Source organism: Janthinobacterium sp. SUN100 (assembly GCF_030397705.1).
GTDB classification, from domain to species: Bacteria; Pseudomonadota; Gammaproteobacteria; order Burkholderiales; family Burkholderiaceae_D; genus Janthinobacterium; species Janthinobacterium kumbetense.
The window spans coordinates 203,934-229,490 of sequence record NZ_JAPUBU010000004.1 but is presented as its reverse complement, the minus strand read 5'-3'; the positions used below and the strand labels follow the sequence as shown (position 1 = coordinate 229,490).

Annotated in this window: 19 protein-coding genes and 1 pseudogene; 10 read left to right on the top strand and 10 right to left on the bottom strand. The window is 55.2% G+C overall.

Translation table 11 applies throughout. The features are described from left to right. The first annotated feature begins 6 nt into the window (after window positions 1-6). From recQ to rfbD, 5 genes are all read left to right on the top strand, one after another. Window positions 7-1,830 carry a DNA helicase RecQ gene (recQ, locus tag O0881_RS21100; RefSeq protein WP_289903259.1) on the top strand — a complete coding sequence of 608 codons (1,824 nt, stop codon included), beginning with the start codon at window positions 7-9 and terminating at the stop codon, window positions 1,828-1,830. Window positions 1,831-1,841: 11 nt separating this feature from the next. Then, window positions 1,842-2,324 (top strand): hypothetical protein, encoded by a 483-nt coding sequence (locus O0881_RS21095; RefSeq protein WP_289912874.1) that lies wholly within the window; start codon window positions 1,842-1,844, stop codon window positions 2,322-2,324. A 44-nt stretch (window positions 2,325-2,368) separates the two neighbouring features. Further along, window positions 2,369-3,346 carry a LysR family transcriptional regulator gene (locus tag O0881_RS21090; protein ID WP_289912873.1) on the top strand — a complete coding sequence of 326 codons (978 nt, stop codon included), beginning with the start codon at window positions 2,369-2,371 and terminating at the stop codon, window positions 3,344-3,346. A gap of 162 nt (window positions 3,347-3,508) precedes the next feature. Next, on the top strand, window positions 3,509-4,795 hold the full coding sequence (locus O0881_RS21085; RefSeq protein ID WP_070220497.1) for a Glu/Leu/Phe/Val dehydrogenase: 1,287 nt from the start codon (window positions 3,509-3,511) through the stop codon (window positions 4,793-4,795). A gap of 276 nt (window positions 4,796-5,071) precedes the next feature. After that, window positions 5,072-5,944 carry a dTDP-4-dehydrorhamnose reductase gene (gene rfbD / locus O0881_RS21080; RefSeq protein WP_289912872.1) on the top strand — a complete coding sequence of 291 codons (873 nt, stop codon included), beginning with the start codon at window positions 5,072-5,074 and terminating at the stop codon, window positions 5,942-5,944. A gap of 16 nt (window positions 5,945-5,960) precedes the next feature. On the opposite strand, the gene galE is transcribed toward rfbD, so the two are convergent. After that, window positions 5,961-6,980 (bottom strand): UDP-glucose 4-epimerase GalE, encoded by a 1,020-nt coding sequence (gene galE, locus O0881_RS21075; protein ID WP_289912871.1) that lies wholly within the window; start codon window positions 6,978-6,980, stop codon window positions 5,961-5,963. A gap of 149 nt (window positions 6,981-7,129) precedes the next feature. Continuing rightward, window positions 7,130-7,810 (bottom strand): tRNA (guanosine(46)-N7)-methyltransferase TrmB, encoded by a 681-nt coding sequence (gene trmB, locus O0881_RS21070; protein WP_289912870.1) that lies wholly within the window; start codon window positions 7,808-7,810, stop codon window positions 7,130-7,132. Between the two features lie 452 nt (window positions 7,811-8,262). Between trmB and O0881_RS21065 the strand changes: the two genes are divergently transcribed. The 4 genes from O0881_RS21065 to O0881_RS21050 all read left to right on the top strand — a co-directional run bounded on the left by O0881_RS21065 (window position 8,263) and on the right by O0881_RS21050 (window position 12,161). Further along, entirely contained in the window at window positions 8,263-9,141 is an 879-nt protein-coding gene (locus tag O0881_RS21065) for a ParA family protein (RefSeq protein WP_289912868.1), read from the top strand. Next, window positions 9,138-9,617, top strand: coding sequence for a hypothetical protein (locus O0881_RS21060; RefSeq protein ID WP_289912867.1), 480 nt, complete (start codon window positions 9,138-9,140; stop codon window positions 9,615-9,617). Before O0881_RS21065 ends, O0881_RS21060 begins: the two co-directional genes overlap by 4 nt. A 6-nt stretch (window positions 9,618-9,623) precedes the next feature. Then, complete coding sequence (locus O0881_RS21055; RefSeq protein WP_289912866.1) at window positions 9,624-10,331, top strand: hypothetical protein; 708 nt, start codon at window positions 9,624-9,626, stop codon at window positions 10,329-10,331. A 573-nt stretch (window positions 10,332-10,904) separates the two neighbouring features. After that, the gene (locus O0881_RS21050) at window positions 10,905-12,161 is read left to right on the top strand and encodes an IS4 family transposase (protein WP_289912864.1); all 1,257 of its coding nucleotides are present in this window, start codon (window positions 10,905-10,907) and stop codon (window positions 12,159-12,161) included. A gap of 452 nt (window positions 12,162-12,613) precedes the next feature. Here the strand turns inward: O0881_RS21050 and O0881_RS21045 are convergent, their stop codons facing one another. The 5 genes and pseudogenes from O0881_RS21045 to O0881_RS21025 form a co-directional block, all read right to left on the bottom strand. Further along, on the bottom strand, window positions 12,614-12,889 hold the full coding sequence (locus O0881_RS21045) for a hypothetical protein (RefSeq protein WP_289912863.1): 276 nt from the start codon (window positions 12,887-12,889) through the stop codon (window positions 12,614-12,616). A gap of 9 nt (window positions 12,890-12,898) precedes the next feature. After that, window positions 12,899-13,438, bottom strand: a complete 540-nt coding sequence (locus O0881_RS21040) for a hypothetical protein (protein ID WP_289912862.1) — start codon at window positions 13,436-13,438, stop codon at window positions 12,899-12,901. Window positions 13,439-13,513: 75 nt separating this feature from the next. Further along, complete coding sequence (locus O0881_RS21035) at window positions 13,514-13,729, bottom strand: DUF4926 domain-containing protein (protein ID WP_289912860.1); 216 nt, start codon at window positions 13,727-13,729, stop codon at window positions 13,514-13,516. Beyond that, window positions 13,726-20,526, bottom strand: a complete 6,801-nt coding sequence (locus O0881_RS21030; protein ID WP_289913242.1) for an RHS repeat-associated core domain-containing protein — start codon at window positions 20,524-20,526, stop codon at window positions 13,726-13,728. Before O0881_RS21030 ends, O0881_RS21035 begins: the two co-directional genes overlap by 4 nt. Before the next feature lie 980 nt (window positions 20,527-21,506). After that, window positions 21,507-21,647 (bottom strand): annotated as a pseudogene (locus O0881_RS21025) (IS5/IS1182 family transposase); the annotation flags it as partial. A 253-nt stretch (window positions 21,648-21,900) separates the two neighbouring features. On the opposite strand from O0881_RS21025, the gene O0881_RS21020 reads away from it, so the two are divergent. After that, complete coding sequence (locus O0881_RS21020) at window positions 21,901-22,302, top strand: hypothetical protein (protein WP_289912859.1); 402 nt, start codon at window positions 21,901-21,903, stop codon at window positions 22,300-22,302. Window positions 22,303-22,512: 210 nt separating this feature from the next. Here O0881_RS21020 and O0881_RS21015 read toward each other — a convergent pair whose 3' ends face one another. Genes O0881_RS21015 through O0881_RS21005 form a run of 3 tightly spaced genes read right to left on the bottom strand, consistent with a single transcriptional unit; the run spans window position 22,513 to window position 25,557 of the window. Next, window positions 22,513-23,064 carry a hypothetical protein gene (locus tag O0881_RS21015; RefSeq protein WP_289912858.1) on the bottom strand — a complete coding sequence of 184 codons (552 nt, stop codon included), beginning with the start codon at window positions 23,062-23,064 and terminating at the stop codon, window positions 22,513-22,515. Beyond that, window positions 23,061-23,870 (bottom strand): hypothetical protein, encoded by an 810-nt coding sequence (locus tag O0881_RS21010; protein WP_289912857.1) that lies wholly within the window; start codon window positions 23,868-23,870, stop codon window positions 23,061-23,063. Before O0881_RS21010 ends, O0881_RS21015 begins: the two co-directional genes overlap by 4 nt. After that, entirely contained in the window at window positions 23,863-25,557 is a 1,695-nt protein-coding gene (locus O0881_RS21005; protein ID WP_289912855.1) for a GspE/PulE family protein, read from the bottom strand. Before O0881_RS21005 ends, O0881_RS21010 begins: the two co-directional genes overlap by 8 nt.

Below are 25,557 nucleotides of genomic sequence, written 5' to 3'. Positions count from 1 at the left end.
GGCACTATGAATCAAGATCTTAACCAGCGCGCGCTGCACCTGCTGCAAACGGTTTTCGGCTACCCGGCCTTCCGCGGCCAGCAAGCCGACATCGTCGACCACGTCAGCCATGGCGGCGACGCGCTGGTGCTGATGCCCACGGGCGGCGGCAAATCGCTGTGCTACCAGATTCCCGCCCTGCTGCGCGACGGCGTCGGCGTCGTCGTCTCGCCACTGATCGCGCTGATGCAGGACCAGGTGGACGCGCTGGAGGAAGTCGGCGTGCGCGCCGCCTTCCTCAATTCCACGCAGACCTACGAAGAAGCGAGCCGCATCGAACGCCTGGTGCGCACGGGCGGCATCGACGTCGTCTACGTGGCGCCAGAACGCCTGATGACGCAGCGTTGCCTGGACCTGTTCCAGGCCTCGAAGATCTCCCTGTTCGCCATCGACGAGGCGCACTGCGTGGCCCAGTGGGGCCATGACTTCCGTCCCGAATACATCAAGCTGTCGGTGCTGCACGAGCAGTTCCCGGACGTGCCGCGCATCGCGCTCACGGCCACCGCCGACCCGCAGACGCGCGCCGAAATCGCGCTGCGTTTGCAGCTGGAAGACGCGCGCCAGTTCGTCTCGTCCTTCGACCGCCCGAACATCCGCTACCAGATCGTGGAAAAGGCGAATGGCCGCAAGCAGTTGCTCGACTTCATCAACACGGAACACGCGGGCGACTGCGGCATCGTCTACTGCCTGTCGCGCAAGAAAGTCGAAGAGACGGCGGAATTTCTGAACCAGAGCGGCATCCGCGCCCTGCCCTATCACGCCGGCATGGAGTACGCGAAGCGCAGCGCCAACCAGGCGCGCTTCCTGCGCGAAGAAAACATCGTCATGGTCGCCACCATCGCCTTCGGCATGGGCATCGACAAGCCCGACGTGCGTTTCGTCGCCCACCTGGATCTACCGAAAAGCATCGAGGGCTATTACCAGGAAACGGGGCGCGCGGGCCGCGACGGCATGGCCGCCAACGCGTGGATGGCGTACGGCTTGCAGGACGTGGTGCTGCAGCGGCGCATGATCGACGAATCGGAGGCGGACGACACCTTCAAGCGCGTGCTGGGCGTCAAACTCGACGCCATGCTGGGCCTGTGCGAAACGCTCAGCTGCCGCCGCATGCGATTGCTCGAATACTTCGGCGAACCGGCTTCGCCGTGCGGCAATTGCGACACCTGCCTGGTGCCACCAATCTCGTTCGACGGCACCGTGCCCGTGCAAAAACTGCTGTCGGCCATCTACCGCGTCGACCAGCGCTTCGCCGGCGGCCACGTGATCGACGTGCTGCGCGGCGTGGAATCGGAACGCATCAAGACCTGGCACCACGATGCACTGTCCGTCTTCGGCATCGGTTCGGACCTGGGCGAAGCGGAATGGAAATCGATTCTGCGCCAGGCCATCGCGCTGGGCCTCGTCTCGGTCGACCATGAACAATACAGCTCGCTGAAACTGACGGATGCCTCGCGCCCCGTGCTCAAGGGCGGCCAGAAAGTGCAGCTGCGCCAGTACCAGAAACCGGTGAAAACCAGCAAGCGCAGCACCAGCGTGGCGAAGGGCTATGTCGAGACGGATCTGTCCACCAGCGAACAGGCGATTTTCGACAAGCTGCGCTGGTGGCGCGTGGAGACGGCACGCACACACAACGTGCCGGCCTACGTGATTTTTGTCGACGCCACCCTGCGCGAAATCGCCAAGGCCAAGCCCACCTCGCTCGAGCAAATGCGCGGCGTGAGCGGCGTGGGCGAGAAAAAACTGGCCTCGTACGGCGACGAAATCGTCGCCATGATCCTGGAGATGATTTGATGGAAGATTTGATGGAAGCACTCTCGTCCGACCTGATCTATCAGGCCGTGAAAATTCTCGGCGCCCAGCCCGACGCCGAAGACGCGGTGGAAGCGCAAGTACGGTTACTGGTGCAGGACGATCTCACCGTGCGCCGCCTGGCCGACGTGGTGCCGGAAGCCTTCGGCCTGGTGCTGGCGTCGCACCTTCCCGGCGCCGAAAACATGACCCTGCCCCATACCTTCTGCGCCCAGGACGAGGACGGCGAATGGGTGGAGTTTCCCATGCGCCGCGAGCCGATCTTTGTCGTCGCCGCGGATATCGCCCAGCATACCTTCCACAACGGCCCGCGCGCGCTGATACAAAACCTGGCCAGCCGCAGCTCCCTGCTGTCGGCCATCAACAAGGCCTTGAATGCGGGCGGCTCGCTCGAAGGCACGACCCTGGGTCCGCCATCCTTCTTCGGCCTGCCGGCATCGCTGTACCAGCCGGTGGCATCACCCGCTACGCCCTGAGCACTTCACTCTGCCCTTGTCCTTGATAACGGAACGCTGCCGCGATGGAAACCAAATGGCTGGAAGACTTCATTTCGCTCGCTGAAACGCATAACTTCAGCCGTTCCGCGGCCCTGCGTCACGTCACCCAGCCGGCCTTCTCGCGGCGCATCCAGTCGCTGGAAAACTGGCTCGGCATCGACCTGGTCGACCGCACCTCCTACCCCACGCGCCTGACGCCGGCCGGCGCCGTGTTCTACGAGCAGGCACTGGAAATGCTGGGGCAGATCAACGGCGTGCGCGCCCTGTTGCGCGGCAAGCGGGCGGCCACGCAGACCAGCGTCGATTTCGCCGTGCCGCATACCCTCTCGCTGACCTTCATGCCGAAATGGCTGACGGCCCTGGAAGAAGGCTTTGCGCCGATCAACAGCCGTCTGATGGCGCTGAACGTGCACGACGCCGTGCTGCAGCTGGTCGACGGCGGCTGCGACCTGCTGCTGTGCTACCACCATCCGCGCCAGCCGGTGCAGCTGGATCCGGGCCGCTACGACATGCTGGTGATGGGCCGCGAAACCCTGCGCGCGTATGCGCGCTGCGGCCAGGACAAGGTGCCGGACTTCGTCCTGCCCGGCAGCGCCAAGGAGCCGCTGCCCTTCCTCTCCTACACCAGCAACGCCTACCTGGGACGCATGGTGGAATTACTGGTGGCCGACGCCAAGGCGCCGCTGTTCCTGGAAACCTGCTATGAAACGGACATGGCCGAAGGCTTGAAGATGATGGCGCTGGAAGGCCGCGGCATCGCCTTCCTGCCCGAGTCGGCCGTCATGCGCGACGTCAAGTACAAGCACCTGGCGCGCGCCGACGGCGGCGCGCCAGGCTGGGAAATCGAGCTGGAAATCCGCTTGTACCGCGAACGCCCGTCCAGTCTGCGTCCCGGCAAGCAGATCGTCGAAAGCCTGTGGCAATACCTGGTGCAGTCGCAGGACGGCAAGGCGCGCGGCGGCAAGCGCCGCAAACGCGCCACCGAGGCCCCCCAGTCCTGACTGGCAATCCTGGCAACATAACTATGCAATAAATGCATAACCGGATGCGCACAAAGCATTGGCCGGGGCATGAGGCTATCGCCTACGATGCGGTTCCGCTGCGCGCAGCTGCATATCGGCTGTGCCTCTAACGTATTCGTATTGTCCAGGAGCTTATCAAGCATGACCAGCAAGCACGCACTTCCTTCCTACCTGAATCCTGAAGACCTTGGCCCATGGGGCGTCTACCTCGAGCAGATCGACCGCGTTACGCCGTACCTGGGCAACCTGTCGCGCTGGGTGGAAACGCTGAAGCGTCCAAAGCGCATCCTGACGGTCGACGTGCCTATCGAGCGCGATGACGGCACCATTGCCCACTACGAAGGCTACCGCGTGCAGCACAATCTGTCGCGCGGCCCGGGCAAGGGCGGCGTGCGCTTCCACCAGGACGTGACGTTGTCGGAAGTGATGGCCCTGTCGGCCTGGATGACGGTCAAGAATGCCGCCGTCAACGTGCCATACGGCGGCGCCAAGGGCGGTATCCGTGTCGATCCGAAGACCCTGTCGCGCAACGAACTGCAACGCCTGACCCGCCGCTACACGAGCGAGATCAGCATGATCATCGGACCAAACAAGGATATCCCGGCGCCGGACGTCAACACGAATGAGCAAGTCATGGCGTGGATGATGGACAGCTATGCCATGATCGGTGGCAATATGTCGACCGGCGTGGTGACGGGTAAACCAATCTCGCTGGGCGGCAGCCTGGGTCGCCGTGATGCGACGGGCCGCGGCGTGTTCGTCGTCGGTTGCGATGCGGCCGCCAAGGTCGGCATGTCGCTCGAAGGCGCGAAAGTCATCGTGCAAGGTTTCGGCAACGTGGGCGGCGTCGCTGCACGCATGTTCGCTGAAGCCGGCTCGAAAGTGGTGGCGGTACAAGACCACAAGACCACCGTCGTGCACTCTGGCGGCTTGAACATCCCGCAACTGCTGGCACACGTGGCCGAAGTGGGCAGCGTCGAAGGCTTCCCGGGCGCCGAGGCATTCGTGCCACGCGAAGATTTCTGGGGCATCGATTGCGACATCCTGATCCCGGCCGCGCTGGAACAGCAAATCACGGCTGAACGCGCACAAGTCATCCGCGCCAAGATCATCCTGGAAGGCGCCAACGGCCCGACCCTGCCGGCAGCGGACGACATCCTGACGGACCGCGGCGTGCTGATCGTGCCGGACGTGCTGGCCAACGCCGGCGGCGTGACCGTCAGCTACTTCGAGTGGGCGCAGAACTTCTCGAGCTTCTTCTGGACGGAAGAAGAAATCAACAGCCGCCTGACCCGCATCATGCGCGAAGCGTTCGACGCCGTATGGCAAGTGTCGCAAGAGAAGAAAGTGTCGATGCGTACCGCGACCTTCATCCTGGCGTGCACGCGCGTGCTGCAAGCTCGCGAAGTGCGCGGCCTGTATCCTTAATGGCTGCCTGAGAAAATGCCTGGGGCGTTGTTGCTTCGCCTCGCCGTACTTGCGTACTGTCTTCGGGGCGGCGCCTAGCCCCGGGCATTTTTCAGGCGCCATTGGGTTATTGGCGCTCTAAAGAAAAATCCCGCCACACTTTTGTGTGAGCGGGATTTTTTTTATGGGCGGCACATGGCAACTCTCACCAGACAAGGCAGCGAAAAACTAGCGGGCTATTACTCAATCCAGCCGCCTTCAGGCATACTATTGGCACCAATATAGACAGGAATACTCATGAGCCGAATTTTAATCTCCGGAAGAACTGGCCAGGTAGGCTATGAGCTCGAGCGCAGCCTGCAAGGCTTGGGAGAAATCATCGCGCTCGATCGCAGTCAAATGGATTTGAGCAATCTACAACAGGTGCGGGACGTTATTCGTAGTGTGAAGCCTACGCTGATCGTCAATCCTGCCGCCTACACCGCGGTCGATCAGGCGGAACGTGAACCGGAACTTGCGCTGCGCATCAATGGCGAGGCACCTGGTGTCATGGCTGAAGAGGCCAAGAAGCTTGGCGCCACATTGATACATTACAGCACCGACTACGTGTTCGACGGCAGCAAAGACATCCCCTATCTGGAAACGGATCCGACCTGCCCGCTGAATGTTTACGGCAGCAGCAAGCTGGCAGGCGAACAGGCCATTCAAGCCAGTGGCGTAGCCCATCTTATACTGCGCACCAGCTGGGTTTACAGCACGCATGGCAAAAATTTCCTGCTCACCATGCGCCGCCTGGCCCAGGAGCGCGACACGCTGAACATCGTGTCAGATCAATTCGGCGCTCCGACATGGAGCCGTACCATCGCAGACACTACCGCGCACATCGTAGCGCAAAGCCTGGCCACAGCCGACCAGCAAGCGTGGTGGAACAAGCATTCCGGGCTCTACCATTTGACGGCACAAGGAAAAACCACTTGGTTTGGCTTTGCCGAAGCGATCATGGCCCATGCATCGGTCACGAAAAAGCCGCGGCTGACACCGATACTGGCATCCGAGTATCCGGTTCCGGCACAGCGACCAGCCAATTCGGTATTGTCGTCGCAGAAACTGATGGAGACTTTCTGCGCCTTGCCTAATTGGCAGGATGCATTACTGCTGTGCCAAAACTAGAGACACCAATCTTCTCTCAGGCAAGATAGCCTTGCGGGTTCTGGTGCTGCCAGCGCCAGTGGTCGCGGCACATGTCGTCGATGTTTTTCTGTGCTTGCCAGCCCAGCAGTTCCTTCGCCTTGTCGGCCGAGGCGTAGCAACTGGCGATGTCGCCGGGGCGGCGCGGCACGATGTCGTACGGTACCTGGCGGCCGCTGGCGGCTTCGAAGGCGCGAACGGTGTCGAGCACGCTGTAGCCGTGGCCCGTGCCCAGGTTGACGGTAAAGCCGCCCTCAGTGGAAAACAGGCGGTTCAACGCGGCCACATGGCCCAGCGCCAGGTCGACCACATGGATATAGTCGCGCACGCCCGTGCCGTCTGGCGTGGCGTAGTCGTTGCCGAAGACGGCTAGGCGCTCGCGGCGGCCCACGGCCACCTGGGCGATGAAGGGCATCAGGTTGTTCGGGATGCCGGCCGGATCTTCGCCGATCAAGCCGCTGGCATGCGCGCCCACCGGATTGAAGTAGCGCAACACGCCGACTTGCCACTGTGCATCAGCATGCACGAGATCCGCCAGGATCTGCTCGACCATCAGCTTCGAGCGGCCGTACGGGTTGGTCACGGACAGGCGCGACGTTTCCAGGATCGGCAAGGCTTCCGGGTCGCCATACACGGTGGCCGACGAGCTGAACACAAAACGCTTCACGTTCGCCGCCGCCAGCACTTCCAGCAAGGCCACGGTGCCCGTGACATTGTTGTCCATATACATCAGTGGCTGCGCCACGGATTCGCCCACCGCCTTCAAGCCCGCGAAATGGATCACGGCATCGATGGCGTGTTCGCCCAGGACGGCGGCCATGGCCGCGCGGTCGCGCACGTCCGCTGCATAGAAGGGTACGCTTTTGCCAGAAATGCGCTCCACGCGCGCCATCGCTTCGCGCGCGCTATTGCACAGGTTATCCACCGCGACGACCTCAAAGCCGGCAGCCAGCAATTCGACACAGGTATGCGAACCGATGAAACCGGATGCGCCGGTCACGAGTATTTTCTTGGACATAATATCAATCAATGCAAAAAAGATAAGACTACCGTAATTCACCCGCCCTGCCTAGCCAGCGCACGCTAGCGGGCGCGTTAAAAAAGCCTGCGGCGTCGCCGCGGCAGGCTTGTTCTCGTGCAAACGGCACAGGTGGGCAAACCGCCAGGTTATTTCTTGATGAACACCAGATCCCACACGCCATGGCCCAGCTTCAAGCCACGGTTTTCAAACTTGGTCAGAGGACGATACGCCGGCTGCGGTGCATAGCCATCGGCGCTATTGTGCAACTGCGGCTCGGCGCCCAGCACTTCCAGCATTTGCACCGCATAATCTTCCCAATCCGTGGCGCAATGCAGATAGCCGCCCGGCGCCAGGCGATCGGTCAATTGCTTGACGAACGGCGGCTGGATCAGGCGGCGCTTGTTATGGCGCGCCTTGTGCCATGGATCGGGAAAGAACACGTGGATACCGGCCAGCGAATTGGCGGGAATCATGTGCGTGAGCACTTCCACGGCATCGTGCTGCAGCAGGCGCAGATTCGTCAGCGACTCTTCGCCAATCAGCTTCAGCAGGCTGCCGACACCGGGCGTATGCACTTCGACGCCGATGAAATCCTTCTCCGGCATGGCTTTGGCGATATGTGCTGTCGTCGCGCCCATGCCGAAGCCGATTTCCAGGATGACGGGCGCCTTGCGGCCGAACACCTGCTCGAAATCCATCGGTTCTTTGGCGAAAGGCAATAGAAACTGCGGGCCCAGGGTCTCGAGAGCGCGCGCCTGCGCCACGGAAAGCCGTCCCGCGCGGGTCACGAAACTGCGGATGCGGTGTTCGGTCGGATCGTACATCATCGGCCGCGCCGGGCCGTTTGCTGGGGTATCAGAAGACATGGGAATGGAGAAATAAGTGGCTGCGCCGCATCAAGCCAGGCGCCAGCGAAAAATGGAGCGGGTGAAGGGAATCGAACCCTCGTCGTAAGCTTGGGAAGCTCGACAAGGAACTCAACACCCATGCGGGCTTGCGGCCCGTTTCTGCTCCGCAAATGTGACATTATAGCAGTGGTATAAGCTTGCATCCATGCGGATAATTTCGCGTTTGTGGAGCACCCACGGTACTTCGTATCAATCCCGCAAAAAATTGAAATACAATAAATATTAAAAAACATTCCTTAAAACAACAAATTTTTACTCCCTTAGCAAGTGCTCACACTGAATATTTCCTCAAAACCATATCAAAACAGTATTATAGAGAATGGTTGAATATTTTTCATTGCAAATAATGCAATATCAAAGTGGGGGGGCGTATGGCAGGACAAGTTGTTACGGTAATGAATATGAAAGGTGGAGTGGGTAAGACAACGGTTTCATTGCAAGTGGCATCAGTTGCTGCCTGTGCACTCTTTCCGAACCAAGGACCTAAGAAGGTGCTTCTTATAGATTACGACCCACAGTTTAACTTATCGCAAGCCTTACTTCCATCAAAGCAGTATTTTGAACTTGAAAAAGCAAAAAAAACGATTCTATCGGTGCTTGTTGAAGATGACTTGGCTCTCGACCCCTATCATCTGCAAGTTCCAGGAAATGAAAATCCACCAAAACTTAATGATGTCAAGGTGGAAATAATTAAATTTAAAAACGGTTCCCGCTTAGACTTGGTTCCGTCAACCCTAGATTTGATGTATGTAGCATTAGGTCATGCTAACTCCAGCACAAAACCTATGGAAGTGCGATTTGAAAAATTCATTAATGAGTGCAAAAAAGAATACGACCTTATAGTTATTGATTGCCATCCTGCCGGATCCGTTTTTACAAAAACATCACTACGGAATTCAGATCATGTATTAATTCCTGTTGCCCTGCAACGCTATGCAATTCGTGGCATAGGCCTAATGATGACCTTTATTGAATCAAAAAAGCAGGGCACAAAAGGACCCATACCTCATATATTATTCAACTTGGCTGGTAGATCCGGGGTTGAAAAAGCAGAAGTTGAAATTCGAGCAAATAAAAATTACGAATCATTCTGCTTAAAACATACTTTAAAAAGATACAGTGCGTTTAACGAATTAGATGGCGGGAAAGGTTTTCTATGGGAGAACAAAAAAGCTTACAGTACCGAGGCTTGGAAAAATGCCTCACAAGTGACAAGTGAATTTCTTAAGCGAATAGGAGTTATACAGTGAAAAAAAATAACTTAGAAAATAATACAATAAGAAAAATTGTTGGCCTAATTTTATCCTCAGATATAAGCTCGATTGAAATTCATATGCTTTCCTCGGAACTAATAAATAGTCGAGACCTCAGCATAGAATTGGGAAACGCTCTTAAAAAATCAATTCAAGCATTAGAGAACAGCAGTGACACAAAGCCAAAAAATCTCAAAATTGATAACAACAATTATGAGATTAGTTCCATAACCAATTTAATGGAAAAAATACAAGACAGAAAAATATCAAAAAAAGTAGTAATTTCCGCCTTGCCTAAAAATACATTTTCAAACATTTCTCAAAATTCACTATTGAAAATGTCTCTCCGCGATTTACTGAATCGCGCCTTCGAAAATTCATCAGAAAACACAATTAACTCGTTTATTAGAAAAATTGGCATTGATTCAGAGCCTGATCCATACCTGGCAGGAATTGACAAAAACCGCTATTAGGAAAACATGACTATTTTAAGCTTAGAAAAGGCAATGCGGTCTGTTAACTGGAATGAAAACGTTGAGTTTTTTCTACAAGATCAAGAATTAATGTTGGCCATTGACCATTCTTGTCAACGCATAGCAATTTGGGCTAAACAACTCGAAAATATTGACTCAAAAAATCCAGCCATAAGTTTTGTAAGAGCAATGCAAATCTGCTCCCAACATGCTGTTACAACAATGGGACTCGCCATTTATAAAGCGTCAGCAGCATCTATCCGAGGAATTGTTGAGAATGCTTTATATTACACGTACTTTCGCACGCATCATGTAGAACTTGCGTCACTACTCAGAGATGCAAATTATTACATTTCAAAAGGAGAAATTCTATCCTTTCACAAACTTCACACACCATATTTTAGTAAAACACAAGAAAAACTCGGACTTCTATCACGAATTGAAAATTGGTACAGTGCCATTTCAGCAATTGTCCATGGGCAAGTTCCAGGAATTTGGACAGATCAAAAAGGTATAGGAGACACAAAAACCAATATTGATACCCTAAGAATGGCAGTAAAAGAGTTCTGCGAAGGAGAGAGAATTGTTCATGAGCTATTTTTATTAACAGTGGGAAAAGAAAGCTGGGACGATTTTTCTCACACTGCAAAAAAAGCACTCTTAGCTGGGATTCCAGGCGAACAGAAAGAAATTTTGAAATTAGATAAACATTAAAGAAATTTCTTAAAAATTCTATAACACATTGACAATGCATCCGGCGTTATCCGAAAAGTCACCATACAAATAAATGGTTAAATAGCAACGTAAGAGCTTTGTAGAATTTCAAGTAAGAGCGAGTAAAGTGCGTCAAAATGCGTCAAATCGCACGCCCCCTCTTCTCCCCGCCGCGCCAGTCCTCATGCGCCTTCGGCCATGGCGCATATTTGAGTCAAAAGACCCCTAACTAGCGGGCAGGTGTGGAGGGGGGACAACTGCGCGCGCTGGGCCGAAATGAGACTTTTCCTCGGCTTAGGAGCAACACCATTCATCGGCACATGGAATAGCAGCCCCGTGAGCGGCTTGCGCGATGCCTGTAGCTCGCTGGCGCGACAGGGCTATCGCGGACCAGCCCTGACCGCTATCCAATCCACCCAAGTTAAGGAGCAAGCCCGCGCAATTGCTGGCAAATCAATGAAATAGTGCTTGACGTGGCACTGGCTTTGCGCGGCCGCCGCCTTGCTGACCTCTCTTTTTCGACAGCGGCAAGGCGGCGGCCAATGAAGGTCTTTTGATCTTCATTGGCCTTTCATGTCGCTCGCTTCCTTGCTGTCCGATTTCTCCGACCATCTTCAATCCGACCAGTTCCGTCTTACCGCCCGCCATCCTGATCATCCGACAGCGTTTCAACGGCGCCGCAAACTGCCGCTACCGTCCTTGGTGGCGCTCATGCTCACCGGCATGCGCAAGAGCGTGCAAACCGAACTTGATGAATTCTTTGGCCATCTGCAACAGCAGGCGCAACTGACGCACCAGGTGAGCGCCCAGGCTTTCGCTCAGGCACGCTCGAAACTTGCTACCACGGCCATGCCAGAGCTTAACGACTGGCTCATTGCTCAAGCACAGCAGCATGGCTACCTGCCGCGCTGGCACGGTTTCAGGCTGGTCGCCGCTGACGCCTCGACCGTTCGCTTTGGCTTGCGCGCCAGCCATGTCAAACGTGCCGCCGTGGCCGATCAACTGGTGTTTGGCTTGTTTCTGCCCGGTGCCGAATTGATGCTCTCGGTCTCGCTATACAGCACCGACGTCGGTGAACGCCAGATGCTGTTCGAACAGCTCGACCGGCTTGGCAAGGATGATCTGCTGTTGCTCGACCGAGGCTACCCATGCTATTGGATGCCTGCCGTATTGAACCAGCGCCGCATTGCCTTCTGCATGCGTGTTGAGCAAGCGCGCGGTGGTGGCTTTCCCTGCGTTAATCAGTTTCTGAAGTCAGGGCTGCAGGAGCAGATCGTCATGCTGCGGGCGCCGGATCGACGCGATGCGCTTGACTATGAATGTCCCATTGCGCCGCAGACCGTGCGCCTGATACGCCACGTTGCCTCGACCGGCAAGGTGCGTGTTCTGATGACCAATTTACTGGACGTTGAACAATTCCCTGCCGCATTGTTCGGAGACCTCTACCACCAACGCTGGCGCATCGAGGAAGCCTTCAAGCGCCTCAAACACCGCCTCCATCTGGAGCACGTGACGGGACTGTCACAGCAGGCCCTGATGCAGGATCTGGCTGCCAAGGTACTATGCGATAACCTGCAGGCGTTGGCGAGCAGTGCCGCCGGCCAGCAAGATGCATTGCCGACGGACAGACGCATCAACCGCGCCTATGTCCATTCGGTACTCAAGCCGCTCTTGCCATCGTTGTTGCTTGGGCTAGCGGCAGCCCACTTGCTTGCCGACGCGCTGGCTCTGATCGCCAAGCGAACGTTTCAACATCGCCCAGGACAATCAAGGTCACGGCAAACCAACGCCTACAAGCCCCATAAATACATGGCCTACAAGGCTGCTTGATGGCAGCCTGTTGCTTAACTTGGGTGGATTGGCTGCCAACCACCATAGCTGACATCGTATCACTGGACGCATAATGAATTACAAGTCCCGATGAAAACCTACCCCCACCTTGGTCAGGCGCACATGGAGAGTCTTGGAAATGCCAAGCCAGCCGGCAACTAGGCTTGTATTACACGTAGTGGCGAAAGCCTATCCTGCGTTGGGGATTTTTTCCGATCCATAAATTGGAAATACCAAGGCTACTGTAACCGATATTCCAGATACGGAAATAAAAAAGCCAGCCAATCCTGCATACAGAATTGAGTGGCTTTACGTAGGGAAGATTTAGAGGCTGCGCAATCTTGCAGCCCATTCATTGAAGTCGATTTCCATAGTAAGTTCCGATCTGGCGCTGGCAAGTCAACAACACCAAAACTCTTCAGTACATCCTAGGCCGCGTGATCGTGAAAACTTCATGAAGTAGGGCTGTACGGTAGTTCAATTTTTCGCTCTCGACAAATTTTTTCATATTTAATGAGTGCATCACCGAGCTGTTCCTCCATATCTGCCAATCCCGCAGCCAGATTCTCGAAATCGTGTGCCTCTAGCAATTGACTCATTTCTTTCAAACTGGAAACTAAAGAATTCAACGTATCGCCTTGTACGACAACACCAGGAAAATTTCTTTCTGGTAATTGCACAACAGCAAAATTCGAAGGATTGCTTAACAAAATAACTTCCTCTGACATATAAAACCTCTACTTTTTCGGAGTGAAAATTACATGCGGCAGGGCTGGATTAATAGGAATATTAAAGATATCCAGCATGCTCTCCTGTCCATTACGTACATTCTTTGCTCCTGGCAAAGATCCTTTCAAATCACTTCGTACTTTGTTATTTTCTTGAATGATGTAGTCATAATCAGATCGTGCATGAAGATCTTTATTTGGATCGACGCGGCTACCTACAAGTGTGATAGTTTGTCCTGATTTATCAGCAGCGTTTTGAATCATTAATATTTCCGCAGTGCTTAATTTATCTAATGTCGCACCAGCAGCAAGTTTACCTCCGGCCTTAATTTCGACACGTAATGCAGTACCTACTGTCCCACCAGATAAAATATCTGCGCTAATACTGCCGACTGCCATGAGCATTCCAGCACCATTTGCATTAAACGCCGCACGTCCATAATCATATACTCCCCCGACAATTGGGATGAACGATGGTGCTTCAAGGAGAAAATTGGCATAACCACCCAATTTCGTTCCCAAGCTTTCCTGCCCCGGAAGGTGTGCCATGACACCTTCCTCACCTCGGAAAGCGGATTTAAAGTCACTTGTAAAACTGCTTCCACTGCTTGCCGAATAAGTTAATTAAATAGCATCAGAATCATTCCTATTACAAAGAGCAATTTCACCGGCCGTCACCAAAATTAAAGCGATGGTAATTCCTTTGTTGTCCGAAAACTCAACCTCATACTTATCATCAGGATAGACTTCTATCACATATCCAATAGCCCCCATTCCGACCCCTTCAGTGGCATAAGCGTCCGTCACTAGCGTTACTCGGCTATAGTTATCGATGGTCATTTTGCAAATCCAGAAAATGGAGTATTAAGAGTAATTGTCCCATTGTCGCGCAGCATCCACCCAGAGTTCAGGTTACTAGTTTTCCCTGCTGACTGCCCAATTCCTCGCAATTCAATTCCAATATTAATCCGTTGCCCAAATTCGTTAGGCGCGCCTTTTAACGTGTATTCGCCCCGAGCAAATTTCTCAGCCGCTTGAGTCTCCCAAGTCTTCGCCAACTGAGCTGAATGGCTAGCGTCATATCCTAATCCCCGGAAGACTGCGTCTTTGCCGTGGTCGGCTCCTTCTTTGAAGATATAAGCGGAAAATTTCTCAACTGGCGCAAAAGCGGCTTGAGTTGCAAATAATCCTTTAACCCATTTCAGGAAAGGAAGCGCAACGCCTGCGACCTCTGAAGCTACGCCAAGTTTCTCGTGTAAATCCACCCCGCTTTTCATGGACTTATAATTCGGGTCCATAACATTGTCGACTTGACCTGTGATTAGTCCTTTGGAAAATGCTTCCAGACCGGGATCGATCGTAGTTGGCATACCAGTTTTTGCGCCGACATATCCCGTGATTGCCGAAACCTTATTCGCGCCCTTGTTACTCGCATTATCAGCACTATTCGTCAATTTATCGCCGTTCGAACTCACTGCCCAGCTGTTCGGAGTCGTATTTTTTCTGATACGGAGCAAATCATCGTTAACCTGTTTTTGACGCCAGTCTTCCTGCGGCTCTTCCCCTGCAAACCCCGTTGGGTCCGTCAGGTTCGTTGGGTTGTTCCACACATAAGTATATCGGTTGTAACTTTGGCTATGCGTCGGATCCTGGATCAGCGGGTCGGCACTCATGAAGCGCGCCAGCAACGGGTCGTAGATGCGCCCGTTCATGTGCACCAGGTCGAGCTTGTCGAGCATTTCATGGCCCGTATAGCCGCGGTTATCCGTCAAGCAATCGAGGCAGTCCGGAATCCCGTCACCAGTAACCTTGCGGCGCTTGCCCCAGCTGTCATAGGCCAGCTGCTCCTTGACTACACCGGCCGCATTGCTGATCGCCACCACGCTGCCCAGGCGATCCAGATGCGTCCAGTTCAGCTCTGTACTGCCCGTTGGCTTGTCGATCTCCACCCCCAGCCCCATCGGCCAGTAGGTCTTGACAGTTGGCGCGCCGCCCTTGACTTCCACTTCCATGGCGCCCGCGTAGTACGTTGTCGTACCATCGTTGCGCTCTTGGCGCGCACGCTGGTGTTCTGGCCCATACATGAAGATGCTGTTCTCACTGCCCTTGCTGATCGAACGCGGCATGTCAAAGCTGGTCCAGCTAAGCGCGCGCCCGGCGCCTGAGAGCAGGTTGCCATTGATGTCGTAATCGAGCGTGCCGATGCCGGGAATCGACTTAACCGCATGTGGCAGACGGCCACCCGCCGGCGCATATACGTAGTCGCCCGTGCCGACACCGGTCTTAGCCAGCAGGTTGCCGATACCATCGTAGCGGAAGCTTTGCACAGGCTGGCCCGCCACCGTGGCGCTGGTCAGACGGTTCAGGCCATCGTAACTGAACTCTTCCGTGAAGCCCACGAGCCCGGCGCCCGGCCAGTATTGCGCGCGTTGCTTCACGTTGCCCAGCGCGTCGTAGTTATACGATTCAGTCAGCTGCCCCTGGTTCTGCGCATTGTTCAAGGTGCCAAACGACAGGTAGCCGGTATTCGGGTTGTACTCGCGGGCCATCTTCAAGCCGTTGCCCAGCGTAGCGGCCGTCACGCGGTTCGCCGCATCCTGCGCCGTCGCTTGCCACAGTAGCAGCGCGCCACGCCCGATGCTTTCCAAATAACCGCGTTCGTTATACCGCTGCGTAAACACCTTCGCCGTATCGCTGCAGCGCTGGTAGGACTGGGTCAACAAACGGCCCCAGGCATCATAGCCGGTCGTGGCTTTATAGGTCGCGGACTGTACCTGGTCCAGGCGGGTCGTCGTGGTGACAGGCCGGCCAAGTGCATCAAAACTGTGCTCGCGCCGATAGTCGACCTTGCCGGTGAGATCCGTCGTATACGCCTGCACCAGTTGGCCGCAGCTTTTCAGCGCCGCGCAATTGCTCTGGCCAGGAAGCAGATCATAGTTCCAGTAGCTGATCAGATCGGGCTCGCTGCGTTGCACCATGCGCCCCAGCGCATCGTAGCGCATCGTCGTCGCGGTGCCGGCGGCCAACTGTAGCGGACTGACCTGCTTCCAAACCTGGCCCAGCGGGTCAACACCATATGTAATCTTGCCCAGATCGGGATCGTTCAGCGCGACCCTGCGTCCCAGCGCATCGTAGCTGACCGTGACCACATTGCCAGCCGGATCCTGGGTCCGCAGCAAATTACCGTCACCGTCGTACGTGTACGTGGTGGTACCACCCAATGCGTCGACACTGCTGGCCAGCTTGTCCTGCATATTGCGCGTGTCGCTCTTGCGCTGCCCCTTGGCGTTGGTCAGTATGGTGGTCAGCCCTTGGTACGCGGTACTCGCCGTCAATTCCTGGCCCGCATCGTTGCGGGTCACGGTACTCGTCACGCGGTCCAGGTCGTCATAAGCGAGCCGGCTGGCCGACACCTGAGGCGCACCCATAATGCGCGGCCAGTAGGTTTCAGCCAGACGGCCACGTGCATCGTAACGGCTGTCAGCCACCACCTGCTTGCCATCAAAGGCCCAGCTTTGCGTGCGCAGCACATGGCCGGCGCTATCGCTGTACACCAGTTTGGGCAAGGCGATGCGCTGGCCATTTTTTATGTAGTCGGTGATCGCGATCGCGACCGCGCCGGCCGGACAGCTGGCGTCGCACACCTTTTCGTAGCTGCGCGTCTCGTTGCCGTCTGGTGCGGTTTCAATGCGCTTGCGCCCGAAACCATCTACCGTCTGGTTATACACCAGGCCGTTAATATCGATACGCTGTTTCAGCGTGCCGCTGGTCGCATCGTACGCTGGGTACGATTCCACCTGCCCCAGTGCGTTCTTCTTTGAGATCGGGAAGCGGCGTCGCGTGTCATAGTCCACTTCGGAGACAATGCGGGTTTGCGCGGTCTTGCTGGCCGGATCGGACCAGCTCTGCGTGATCTTGTTTACCAGTCCAGACAAATTGCCCAGGCGGTTGTAGGACGTCACCAGCTTGAGCGTGGGGTCATTCTCTTGCTGCGTTTCCGTCAGCAGCAAACCTTGTGCATCATAGGTAAAGGCCTTCGTGCGCGTGACCGTCAAGGACGGCGAGGTCCGGATGTCGGTCGTAATCATCAGGTCAGCCAGGCGCCAGTTGGCCTCATCACTAGCGTACGTATTCACGATCTGCGACTTGAATGTCTCGCCGCCGGGTACCGTGGCGATGACGGTGCTGGTGAGCAGGTTGCCATAGGCACCGACCTCATTCGTCGTGGTGACGTTGCCCATGTCGCTCTGATCGAGGTCACGGCGCGACACGCTCGAGCTTTGCACGAACGGGTGACGGGTGATCTTGTTGCTCGGCTGCGTGACGGTGTACTGGCTCAGCGTCTGGCGCATGTCGTTGAAGACATTGGCTGGCGGGACCGGTGCAGCCTGCGCATACCGCGTCGTCTGGCTGGCAGCGAGCATGCCAGTAAACGGGAAATCCTGACGGTACCAGGTGGTCGTGACATGCCCGCTCTGCGCATTGGTCACATCCTGCCGTGCAAAACCGAGGTTGCCACGGCCGGAACCGTCGTTGGCATTGCCCGCATAGCGATAACGCGACGTCAGCCAACCACCCTGCCCGTTGCTGCGGCTGAACGTTTTCACCAACTGACGCGTCACCGGTGCGCGCTTGATTGGATATGCCGGCATGATCGGCTGGCCACTGATATCGTAGGCTACGTCCTGATAGACGGTGGCATCGTTGACAGTGGCATACTCCACTTTTTCAACCAATCTCAAGCCATTGGTCACGCTGATCAGCTTATCGATGGCCTGGCCAGGCATGGCCTGGTCGGCGGCGCTGAAAATTTCCCAGTTGCTCCCTCCCAGATAGCTGACGATGTCCTGCTTGCCGTCACCGTCGAAGTCGCCGGCCAGTCTCGATTGTGGACGCGGGTCATACTCCCCAGGATCTTCTGGGTTATATGCGTATTCCGGGAAGTAGTTAACCCGGCGCGCGTCGGTATAAAAAGTGGGACCGGTCCATGGTTTGCAGCGTTGCGATACAGCATCCGCACCAATCTGGCACAGTTGATAGCCAGTAATATTTTGCGTGGACCAGGTGTCATGTGTCGCCCGCAACACGTCGACTATGCCATCGCCATCGAAATCCCCTACGGTGACGACATCGTAGTCAAATCCCGCTGCCGTCACTGAACGGCAGTCGGCTGCGCCAACGCCTTTCGAATAGCAGATAAGAGATTTGTTCGACTGCGGAGTACCATTGTGATCAATGTTGAAGGTGCCAAACGCTATATCGGTCAACCCATCGGCATTGAAATCGCCGGTCAGCACTCCCGATACGGCTGGTTCCAGGACAATGGTTTGCTTGTCGGGGAAAGCATATGCGGCAGAGTTGATACTGGAATTGCCAGGTGTATAAAAATAGACAGGGCCTTTAAGTGGGCAGACCCACTGGTATTTATTTGGATTGTTAATAACCGGTGCTAACTTGCACGATCCCAGTAACACATCGTCCAGCAGCCCATCGCCATTAACGTCGGCACTGGGATGGCTGCTCACATACGGTCCGTTCTCCGCCATCAAGTCAGCAACCTCGGTCCCAGTCGCAACGCAATTGAAGGTGCTGCCGGTGGACAAGCACTGGTAACGCTTCGGCATGGTTACGGTTGCAGAAGTGATATCGCCGGATGACAGAAAGAGGTCGTCGCGTCCATCGCCATTGATGTCCTTCACGATGCGCGGATTTCTGGCTGGGAAGGAATGATTGAATGCATCTGCCGGCAAGTTCAATGCCGCATCGCAAACAAAACCTCCTCCCGTGCGCATACGTGAACGGCAAATACGCCAGTTACTGGTTGCATACTGGCCGGCAGCCTGGTCCGCTACCAGCAAATCGATTTGGCCATCGCCATCGAAATCACCCACTTCCATGATATGGCCGGAAATAGTTGCCATCGGGTTCGAGACAGTCCATCCCTTGCCGTCCGCATTGGACAGGTACAGCCTCTGCTGATAGCCGTTTTGCGCGGTACGGTAACGCTCGATCATGTCGCTTTTGCCGTCACCATTAACATCGGCAATAGCGATCATCTTTTGCGCATCGCGCGTGTACCAAATAGCCTCGGTTTTCAGCGCAGCCAGATTCGGGCCTTGGCGTGTGCCCCCCAGAGTGGAAAATTGCGCCGGCGCATTCGGATTTTTCTTGCCCCAGTCAAACGTCGTCGCCGGCAAGCATACGCCGCTGGCATCGCATGCCTGTACCGTTTTGAGCAGGCTGCGCCCGCTGCTGGCACTCAGTTCATACGCAAGGTTATACCGCAGCGCCGGCGTGCCGCCGCTACCGTCTGCTTGTGTATCGGTGCTGGTCACGATGCTCTTCAGGCGCAGGCGTGCGTCGAAATGACTGCCGTACACATAGGCCACCTGCGCATCGGGCCGGGCTTCGTACTGTAGTTCAGCCTTGACGAACATCGCTTGGCCGGAACGCGTGTTGCCGCCCCAGCGGATCTGGGCCAGCCGGCTTTCGCCGCTTGCCGCATCCAGGTTATACCAATAGCCAACGGTATTACCCGAGCGGTCCGTGCTGCTCGATAGCCACCAGCGGTGCGCTAGCCCATCAGAGCGACCTTGGCCCAGCAAATAGGTATCGGTGCGGTCACCGTAGGTCAATGTCTGGCCGGTTTTGTTCTCCACCGTAAAGCTGCGATGACCATTCGCGAGCGTCGCGCGGATGCGGCTGAAATTGTCGATCTCGGTACGGTACTCGGCCCCGTCGCGCCAATAGTCGCCGTCGTTATCATGGTTGCCGTTAATGAGGATCAGTTGCTGGCCATCCAGGCACAAACGGTCGGCCGGCACGAAGCGCGCCGCGTCGGTGGTGTTATTGATGGCAAAGTTACGGCCGCAGCGGTCAATGCTCGACACGCCCGCCACGCTCCAGCCCAGGCCCGCCACGCCACCGGTGTCGGTGCTGCTGTAATTGAGGCTCAAGCTCGGTTGCACTCCTGCCACCCCTGGCGGCAACGCGATCGGCAGGCTATAAGTGGCTCCACCATTGCCTACGCCCATGCTACCCGGCAGGGTGCCGACATCGGCATTCTTGAGTTGCGCCAGATGGCCGATCCAGACGGGCGAGCCGTCGGGATTCGGTGGCAAGGGCGGCGGCTCGGGCGGCGGCTCTACCGGGGTGTCATCGCTGAGTATCAGATCGATAATGGCCTGGAGTAAAGCCGCTTGGGTCGCACTGGACGGCGTTGCAGGATTCGGATTTTGCGTAACGTTGATCACTAGATTGGTCGATGGCCCGCCAAAGGACTGATCTCCCTGCATTTGCCATTGAAAATTATAGGCGCCTGGAATCTGGGGGGCAATGATATTAAAGGTGAAAGTGTGTTCGGCTCTTGGCGCAACGTCCGCATTAACATCGACCGCATGCATTCCCCAGGTTACATTCTCTGCGGGATTGACGGAAACGATCCGATAAATATTGTTCCAAGTGGTCTGTCCCGCGTTGCGCATCCTAATCGAAACAGGATAGCTCTGCCCGCTGACCATCGACAGCGGTACGCTCTGCCAAATGAACTGCGCCCCGTCCTTGGGCTCCGGGTCGAAAGGAACAGCATGCAAGGAGGGCACGGCCAACATCAGGAACAGCGCGATATAGAGGTGCATCAAGGATGTTGCCATATTCTTAACTAAAAACACGAAACGATTCTCCTGATGCACATGAATGCAGTAAATATTTGTTGAAAGAAATGGGAATGCGGCACGCCACGCGATGCATAACGTGAATTGATAAATTATTTTATATCAATTCACAGGGGATATTTCAAAATCGGAAATTTATTTATGAAAGTATTCTGAGAGGGGGCGCCTAACAGGCCTGATTAGCTGTTTAGATACGTGTCATCCAGTTCGACCGCGCGCTTCCTAGAAGCGTCAACAAATGTTCGATAGCACGCGGGCACGCCTTCTGCAAAGCCTATTGCCTAGCCTCACACAAGCCTGGTAGTTTCATTGCATCAATTCCTGCGTCACAGCTTATTCAACTTTAACAGAAAAAAGATGACAAAAGACTTGAAGTTTGATATGGTTTTTCAAAAAGATGAGAAATGAAAAAATGGAAGTCGTCTTTTTAAAACATATAATTTTGTACCATCCACACTCACATAGACAAGACAACAATCATCGATGAAAAATAAAAAGAGCATAATAGGCGCGAAAAGAGTAATTTATAAGTTGACTTATGCTATTGCCGCAGGTATAGCGCTAACACTCGCCCCCCCTCTCGGCAGCTGCGGTCACTGAGTGCAATCTGTCTCCGAAAACCATGTATGTTGGCGATGGACTGTTATGGGTAAGTTTTCAAGGAGGGGGCCAGGGAACCATAGCGCAAAAAAACGCGGATTTCAAACCCATTTACGCTCTTTTCATGATGGCGGTCGCCACACAAAAGGATGTGGTCGTTCGCTATACACCTGACAATGCTGATTGTAACGGGGTGCAGGAGATCCGTGGCGTATGGTTGGCGCGCTAAGGAAGTGCTGATCAATTCGCTTTCTTAGCTAGTTTGGCGCGCCAAATAGTCGACAGACCATTCGCTTAAGCCCAATTGGCGCTCCATTCAATGCGATGTTCGCGTCTTTCTGTAATCAGGACGAACGACGGGATTCTGTGATCGTAAAAAGCCTACCGGCCAGCAGCAGATTGGCAAAGGCGAACAGTGTAAAGACCTTTGCAGTAATCTTGGTCAGACCGCGATAACGCGTTTTTAGATGACGACACAGGTTTTTGGGCGACGGCGTCGCAGCGATCAGTGTGCCGTTGACGATGGTGTCCTCGCATTACAGTTAGCGGCGTCAATTAATTAAATTGTAAAAATTTGGTTGTAAACATCCAGTTGACAGCAAAAAATGTAGCGACTATGTATAATTATATGGCCAGACGTGGCGGAGATTTTTTTACAGAAAACATGTCCATCACTTTTAATATCAAGATTAGTAACGATGCAGATGCTTCTGAAATCCTCCCTCTTTTGTTGGATTGATGTTTTATATGCAGCACCCATGTATATTTAATTATTTATTAACTTTTCAATTTGCAGGACTTGATACTATGTTCGCAGTTTCTCGAATATTTCCTTTTCTTATATGCTCTGCTTTAATGGCTCCGGCGCATGCCGGTACGCAATCAGGGACAATCACAGGATTAGTTAACCGTACCAGCGATGGCCTGCTTTTCTTCTATTTGAGTGGGCCTGCCTCAGATAAGGCGTCCTGTGCCACCTCACCTTACTGGATCGTCAAGGATGAGAACTCAAATGCTGGGAAAAGGCTTCTGGCTATGCTTTTGATGGCCAAAGCGACGGGACAAAGTATTAATGTTACCGGCGCTGGGACATGCTCTCGCTGGGTTGATGGCGAAGACGTTGATACTATTTCGTTGTAACTTATACATATGTTTTTCGCCGTGGAGCGTTGGGATTACCGTTGTAAAGAGTTTCGCCGAATTCCAGATAGTTACATAGGATTGCCGATAATTTCACTAAATTGCAGCAGGTTTCAAAATAGCTCAGGAATTTTTACTATGCCAAATACGGCGTTAGCGCCGATTGCTCGCCAGCCACGCGGTGCCAAGCAGATGGATAATGAGATAGCCTTACTTATTCAGCACCGTCGCCTTAATCGTTTGAGGATTGTTTTGTGGCTGGATTTGATAGATCGTCATATACCACTGCGCGCGCGAGCCGGCATCGCCACTACTATCACGGTCGCTTTCGCCGCTTTCATTGAGCGCGTCGACAAAATGCACCAGGCCGTGAGCATTGAGTGCCTCAAGCGTAATCTGAGTCTGCCCTGTCACCTGTTCATGCGAGAGCGTTAACATGGCTACGTCGTTTGAGTCAGCCTGCTCTATGGTAGACAACACGCGTGTCCATGGATAGCGCAAGGCCGCGACGATCTTTTCCTGCTCTTTTTGGCGCCGTTGTGTTTCCGGGTCGCTTTTAGCTTGCTGCTGCTGTGCGGCCCGGCGCCGTTCTTGTAGCACTAGCTCCAGCTGCCCGGCGCGTTGCGCATCGCGTTTGGCCACTTCCCGCAAGGCGATCGACTCGGCCAGCAGCACTGCCCCCCAGATTAGCGTACAAACCATGCAAAACAGTCCCATCCATGGAATGGGACGGCGCCGGATGAATTCGAGTTGCAGCATCATGGAATCCCCTGCGCGGGCGGATGGAACAGCAGGTCACGGAAATCCGCATAGAGGATTGGTTGCAGAAGGTTCTCATGCCGTACCACTTTGTCAACATGCAACTGCGCTAGCGGCAGGAGCTCGCCTGCCACCATTAGGTACGCATGACGCTGCGCATCCTCACCGAGGGAATACGCCATGCGCCGGATCTCACGGTTGATCACTTCGGCCTCGCGGCGATGTGTCATGGCGCTCATCGCGTCCATCTTGCCTTCCTTTTCAATCACAATCGTGAAAGCGTCGCGCTCTACCATCATCATCGCCCTGCCGTCATTCAGGGTCGCCGGCCCACACCGTAATTGCATCGCATTCCATACGCCGGCCACGTAGGGCCGAACAGACAGGAGCCGCAACCCGTGCTCGCGCGCCACCTGACGTAGCCGCGCAACAATATCGGCACGCAGAGCACAGGCTACGACCTTTCCCCGTGCTGGAAGATGGTCTAAGGTGAACTCCCACTGTCCAGGATTCAAGCCCAATTGATACTGCATCTGCGCTTCTGCGGCCGCGCGCTCCTCTTGCTCACCCTGCAGCCCGGGCGGCAGTTGAAATATCATGAACTTGCCAAGTGCTGAACCGACATGCACGGCAAGCGTGGCATATCGGCGCTTGCGCAGTTCTATCGCATCAAAATTCAGGCTAGCCGGCGTACCTGCATCCCACTGCCAGCGTGTAATATCTTCGACGCGGTACCATCGTCCCCATCCAGTTTGGCGACGCAGCATTACCTCGCTACCGTTGAGATAAATATGGTATGCGTCAATCATGCGCTACCACCCGGTCAATTTCGTCCATCGTGGTGGCACCGCTGGCCACCAGGTCCAGCGCACGCACATTCAGCGGGCGTACGCCAAGCTCCAGCGCATAGCGCTTGATCTCGGTGACATTTGCACGGTTCAGTATCATGGTGCGCAGGGTATCGTCGAATGGTAGCACTTCGGCTAACGCATGCCGGCCTTTGTAGCCTGTATTGCGACAATGTTCGCAGCCGCGGCCCCTTTTCAGCGTCAGCTTGCTAATATCCATGTTCGTCACTTTCAGCCGTTCGATAATTTCCAGGCTTGCCGCCTCCGGCACGTTGCAGATAGGGCAGTTCGAGCGGATCAGGCGCTGAGCCACCACGCCGTTCAATGCCGACATGAGACTGTATAAATCGATGTCCATGTGGGCAAACCGGCTGATTACGTCGAACACGCTGTTGGCATGCACGGTGGTAAACACCAGATGGCCCGTTAATGCGGCCTGTACGGCGATTTCGGCGGTTTCCGCATCGCGGATCTCGCCTACTAATATCTTGTCCGGATCATGGCGCAAGATGGAGCGCAGGCCTTGGGAAAAGGTCAGTCCCTTTTTTTCGTTCACGGGAATCTGCAGTACACCCGGCAATTCATACTCCACAGGGTCTTCGATGGTAATGATCTTTTCCTGGCCAGTCTGGATCTCCGTCAGCGCCGCATACAACGTCGTGGTCTTGCCACTGCCTGTCGGACCGGTGACCAGCAGCATGCCATGCGGCTTCTTTGCCAGGCGGCGGATGCGCTCGATGGCATCTGCATCAAGCCCCAGGCTGGCCAGCGAAATGGCATGAGCATCGCCATGTAACTGCGTCTTGTCGAGTAGTCGTACCACGGCATCTTCGCCAAAAATGCTGGGCATGATGGAAACCCTGAAGTCCAGTTCGCGCGAGCCCAGCTCGATGCGGAAGCGGCCATCCTGCGGTACGCGGCGCTCCGCGATATCGAGCTGTGCCAGTACCTTGATGCGCGAGATGACTTCCTCGGCGCGCACGCGGTCCGGCAGCTCGGACGCCGGAACGAGCACGCCATCGAGGCGCAGCTTGACCTTCACGCCATTGCGGTCACATTCAAAATGGATGTCGCTGGCACCAGCTTTCCAGGCATCATAAATGGCCGCATCGACAAAGCGCACGATGGGACTGGTGCTGCGTTCGATGGTTTCGATCGAAATCACATTGCCTGCGCCATCGCCAACGCTGCTACGCTGTTCCGGAGCACCGGCCGACAGGCTGCTCGATGCTTTGATACGGTGCTGCGCCTGGTCCAGCGCTGCCAAGATATCCGCCTTGTCGCCCCATGCCAGCGCCGGGTAGCCGCCCACTTTGTTGGCCAGCCATTGCAAAGCGTGGTCGTCCCATGGATCGGTCACTACGAAACTATCGCCGCCCAGCAGCCGCAACGGATAGATCACGCGTTTGACGCAGTCAGTAAAGCTCAGCAGCGAGAACTCAGGAGTGCAGGCCAGCATGGCGGCCTGTGGGTAATATGCCATATCCAGGTGGACAGGGGCTGCCGCAGCGAGGTCGGCCACTTCGCAGCCGGCCAGTGCCGCCAGTTCAACCGCTAGCGCCTGGCCACTGTCGCGCGCGCGCGCCCGCGCTTGCGCCAGTAAGGTACTCAACGGCGGCATGGCGGCTAAGGTGGGGACACGACTCAT

What these genes read in the sequence shown, in the direction of transcription:
- recQ (WP_289903259.1), top strand. Translation starts at nt 7, where the DNA reads ATGAATCAAGATCTTAACCAGCGCGCGCTGCACCTGCTGCAAACGGTT.
- O0881_RS21095 (WP_289912874.1), top strand. Translation starts at nt 1,842, where the DNA reads ATGGAAGCACTCTCGTCCGACCTGATCTATCAGGCCGTGAAAATTCTC.
- O0881_RS21090 (WP_289912873.1), top strand. Translation starts at nt 2,369, where the DNA reads ATGGAAACCAAATGGCTGGAAGACTTCATTTCGCTCGCTGAAACGCAT.
- O0881_RS21085 (WP_070220497.1), top strand. Translation starts at nt 3,509, where the DNA reads ATGACCAGCAAGCACGCACTTCCTTCCTACCTGAATCCTGAAGACCTT.
- rfbD (WP_289912872.1), top strand. Translation starts at nt 5,072, where the DNA reads ATGAGCCGAATTTTAATCTCCGGAAGAACTGGCCAGGTAGGCTATGAG.
- galE (WP_289912871.1), bottom strand. Translation starts at nt 6,980, where the DNA reads ATGTCCAAGAAAATACTCGTGACCGGCGCATCCGGTTTCATCGGTTCG.
- trmB (WP_289912870.1), bottom strand. Translation starts at nt 7,810, where the DNA reads ATGATGTACGATCCGACCGAACACCGCATCCGCAGTTTCGTGACCCGC.
- O0881_RS21065 (WP_289912868.1), top strand. Translation starts at nt 8,263, where the DNA reads ATGGCAGGACAAGTTGTTACGGTAATGAATATGAAAGGTGGAGTGGGT.
- O0881_RS21055 (WP_289912866.1), top strand. Translation starts at nt 9,624, where the DNA reads ATGACTATTTTAAGCTTAGAAAAGGCAATGCGGTCTGTTAACTGGAAT.
- O0881_RS21050 (WP_289912864.1), top strand. Translation starts at nt 10,905, where the DNA reads ATGTCGCTCGCTTCCTTGCTGTCCGATTTCTCCGACCATCTTCAATCC.
- O0881_RS21045 (WP_289912863.1), bottom strand. Translation starts at nt 12,889, where the DNA reads ATGTCAGAGGAAGTTATTTTGTTAAGCAATCCTTCGAATTTTGCTGTT.
- O0881_RS21040 (WP_289912862.1), bottom strand. Translation starts at nt 13,438, where the DNA reads ATGGCACACCTTCCGGGGCAGGAAAGCTTGGGAACGAAATTGGGTGGT.
- O0881_RS21035 (WP_289912860.1), bottom strand. Translation starts at nt 13,729, where the DNA reads ATGACCATCGATAACTATAGCCGAGTAACGCTAGTGACGGACGCTTAT.
- O0881_RS21030 (WP_289913242.1), bottom strand. Translation starts at nt 20,526, where the DNA reads ATGCACCTCTATATCGCGCTGTTCCTGATGTTGGCCGTGCCCTCCTTG.
- O0881_RS21020 (WP_289912859.1), top strand. Translation starts at nt 21,901, where the DNA reads ATGTTTTATATGCAGCACCCATGTATATTTAATTATTTATTAACTTTT.
- O0881_RS21015 (WP_289912858.1), bottom strand. Translation starts at nt 23,064, where the DNA reads ATGATGCTGCAACTCGAATTCATCCGGCGCCGTCCCATTCCATGGATG.
- O0881_RS21010 (WP_289912857.1), bottom strand. Translation starts at nt 23,870, where the DNA reads ATGATTGACGCATACCATATTTATCTCAACGGTAGCGAGGTAATGCTG.
- O0881_RS21005 (WP_289912855.1), bottom strand. Translation starts at nt 25,557, where the DNA reads ATGAGTCGTGTCCCCACCTTAGCCGCCATGCCGCCGTTGAGTACCTTA.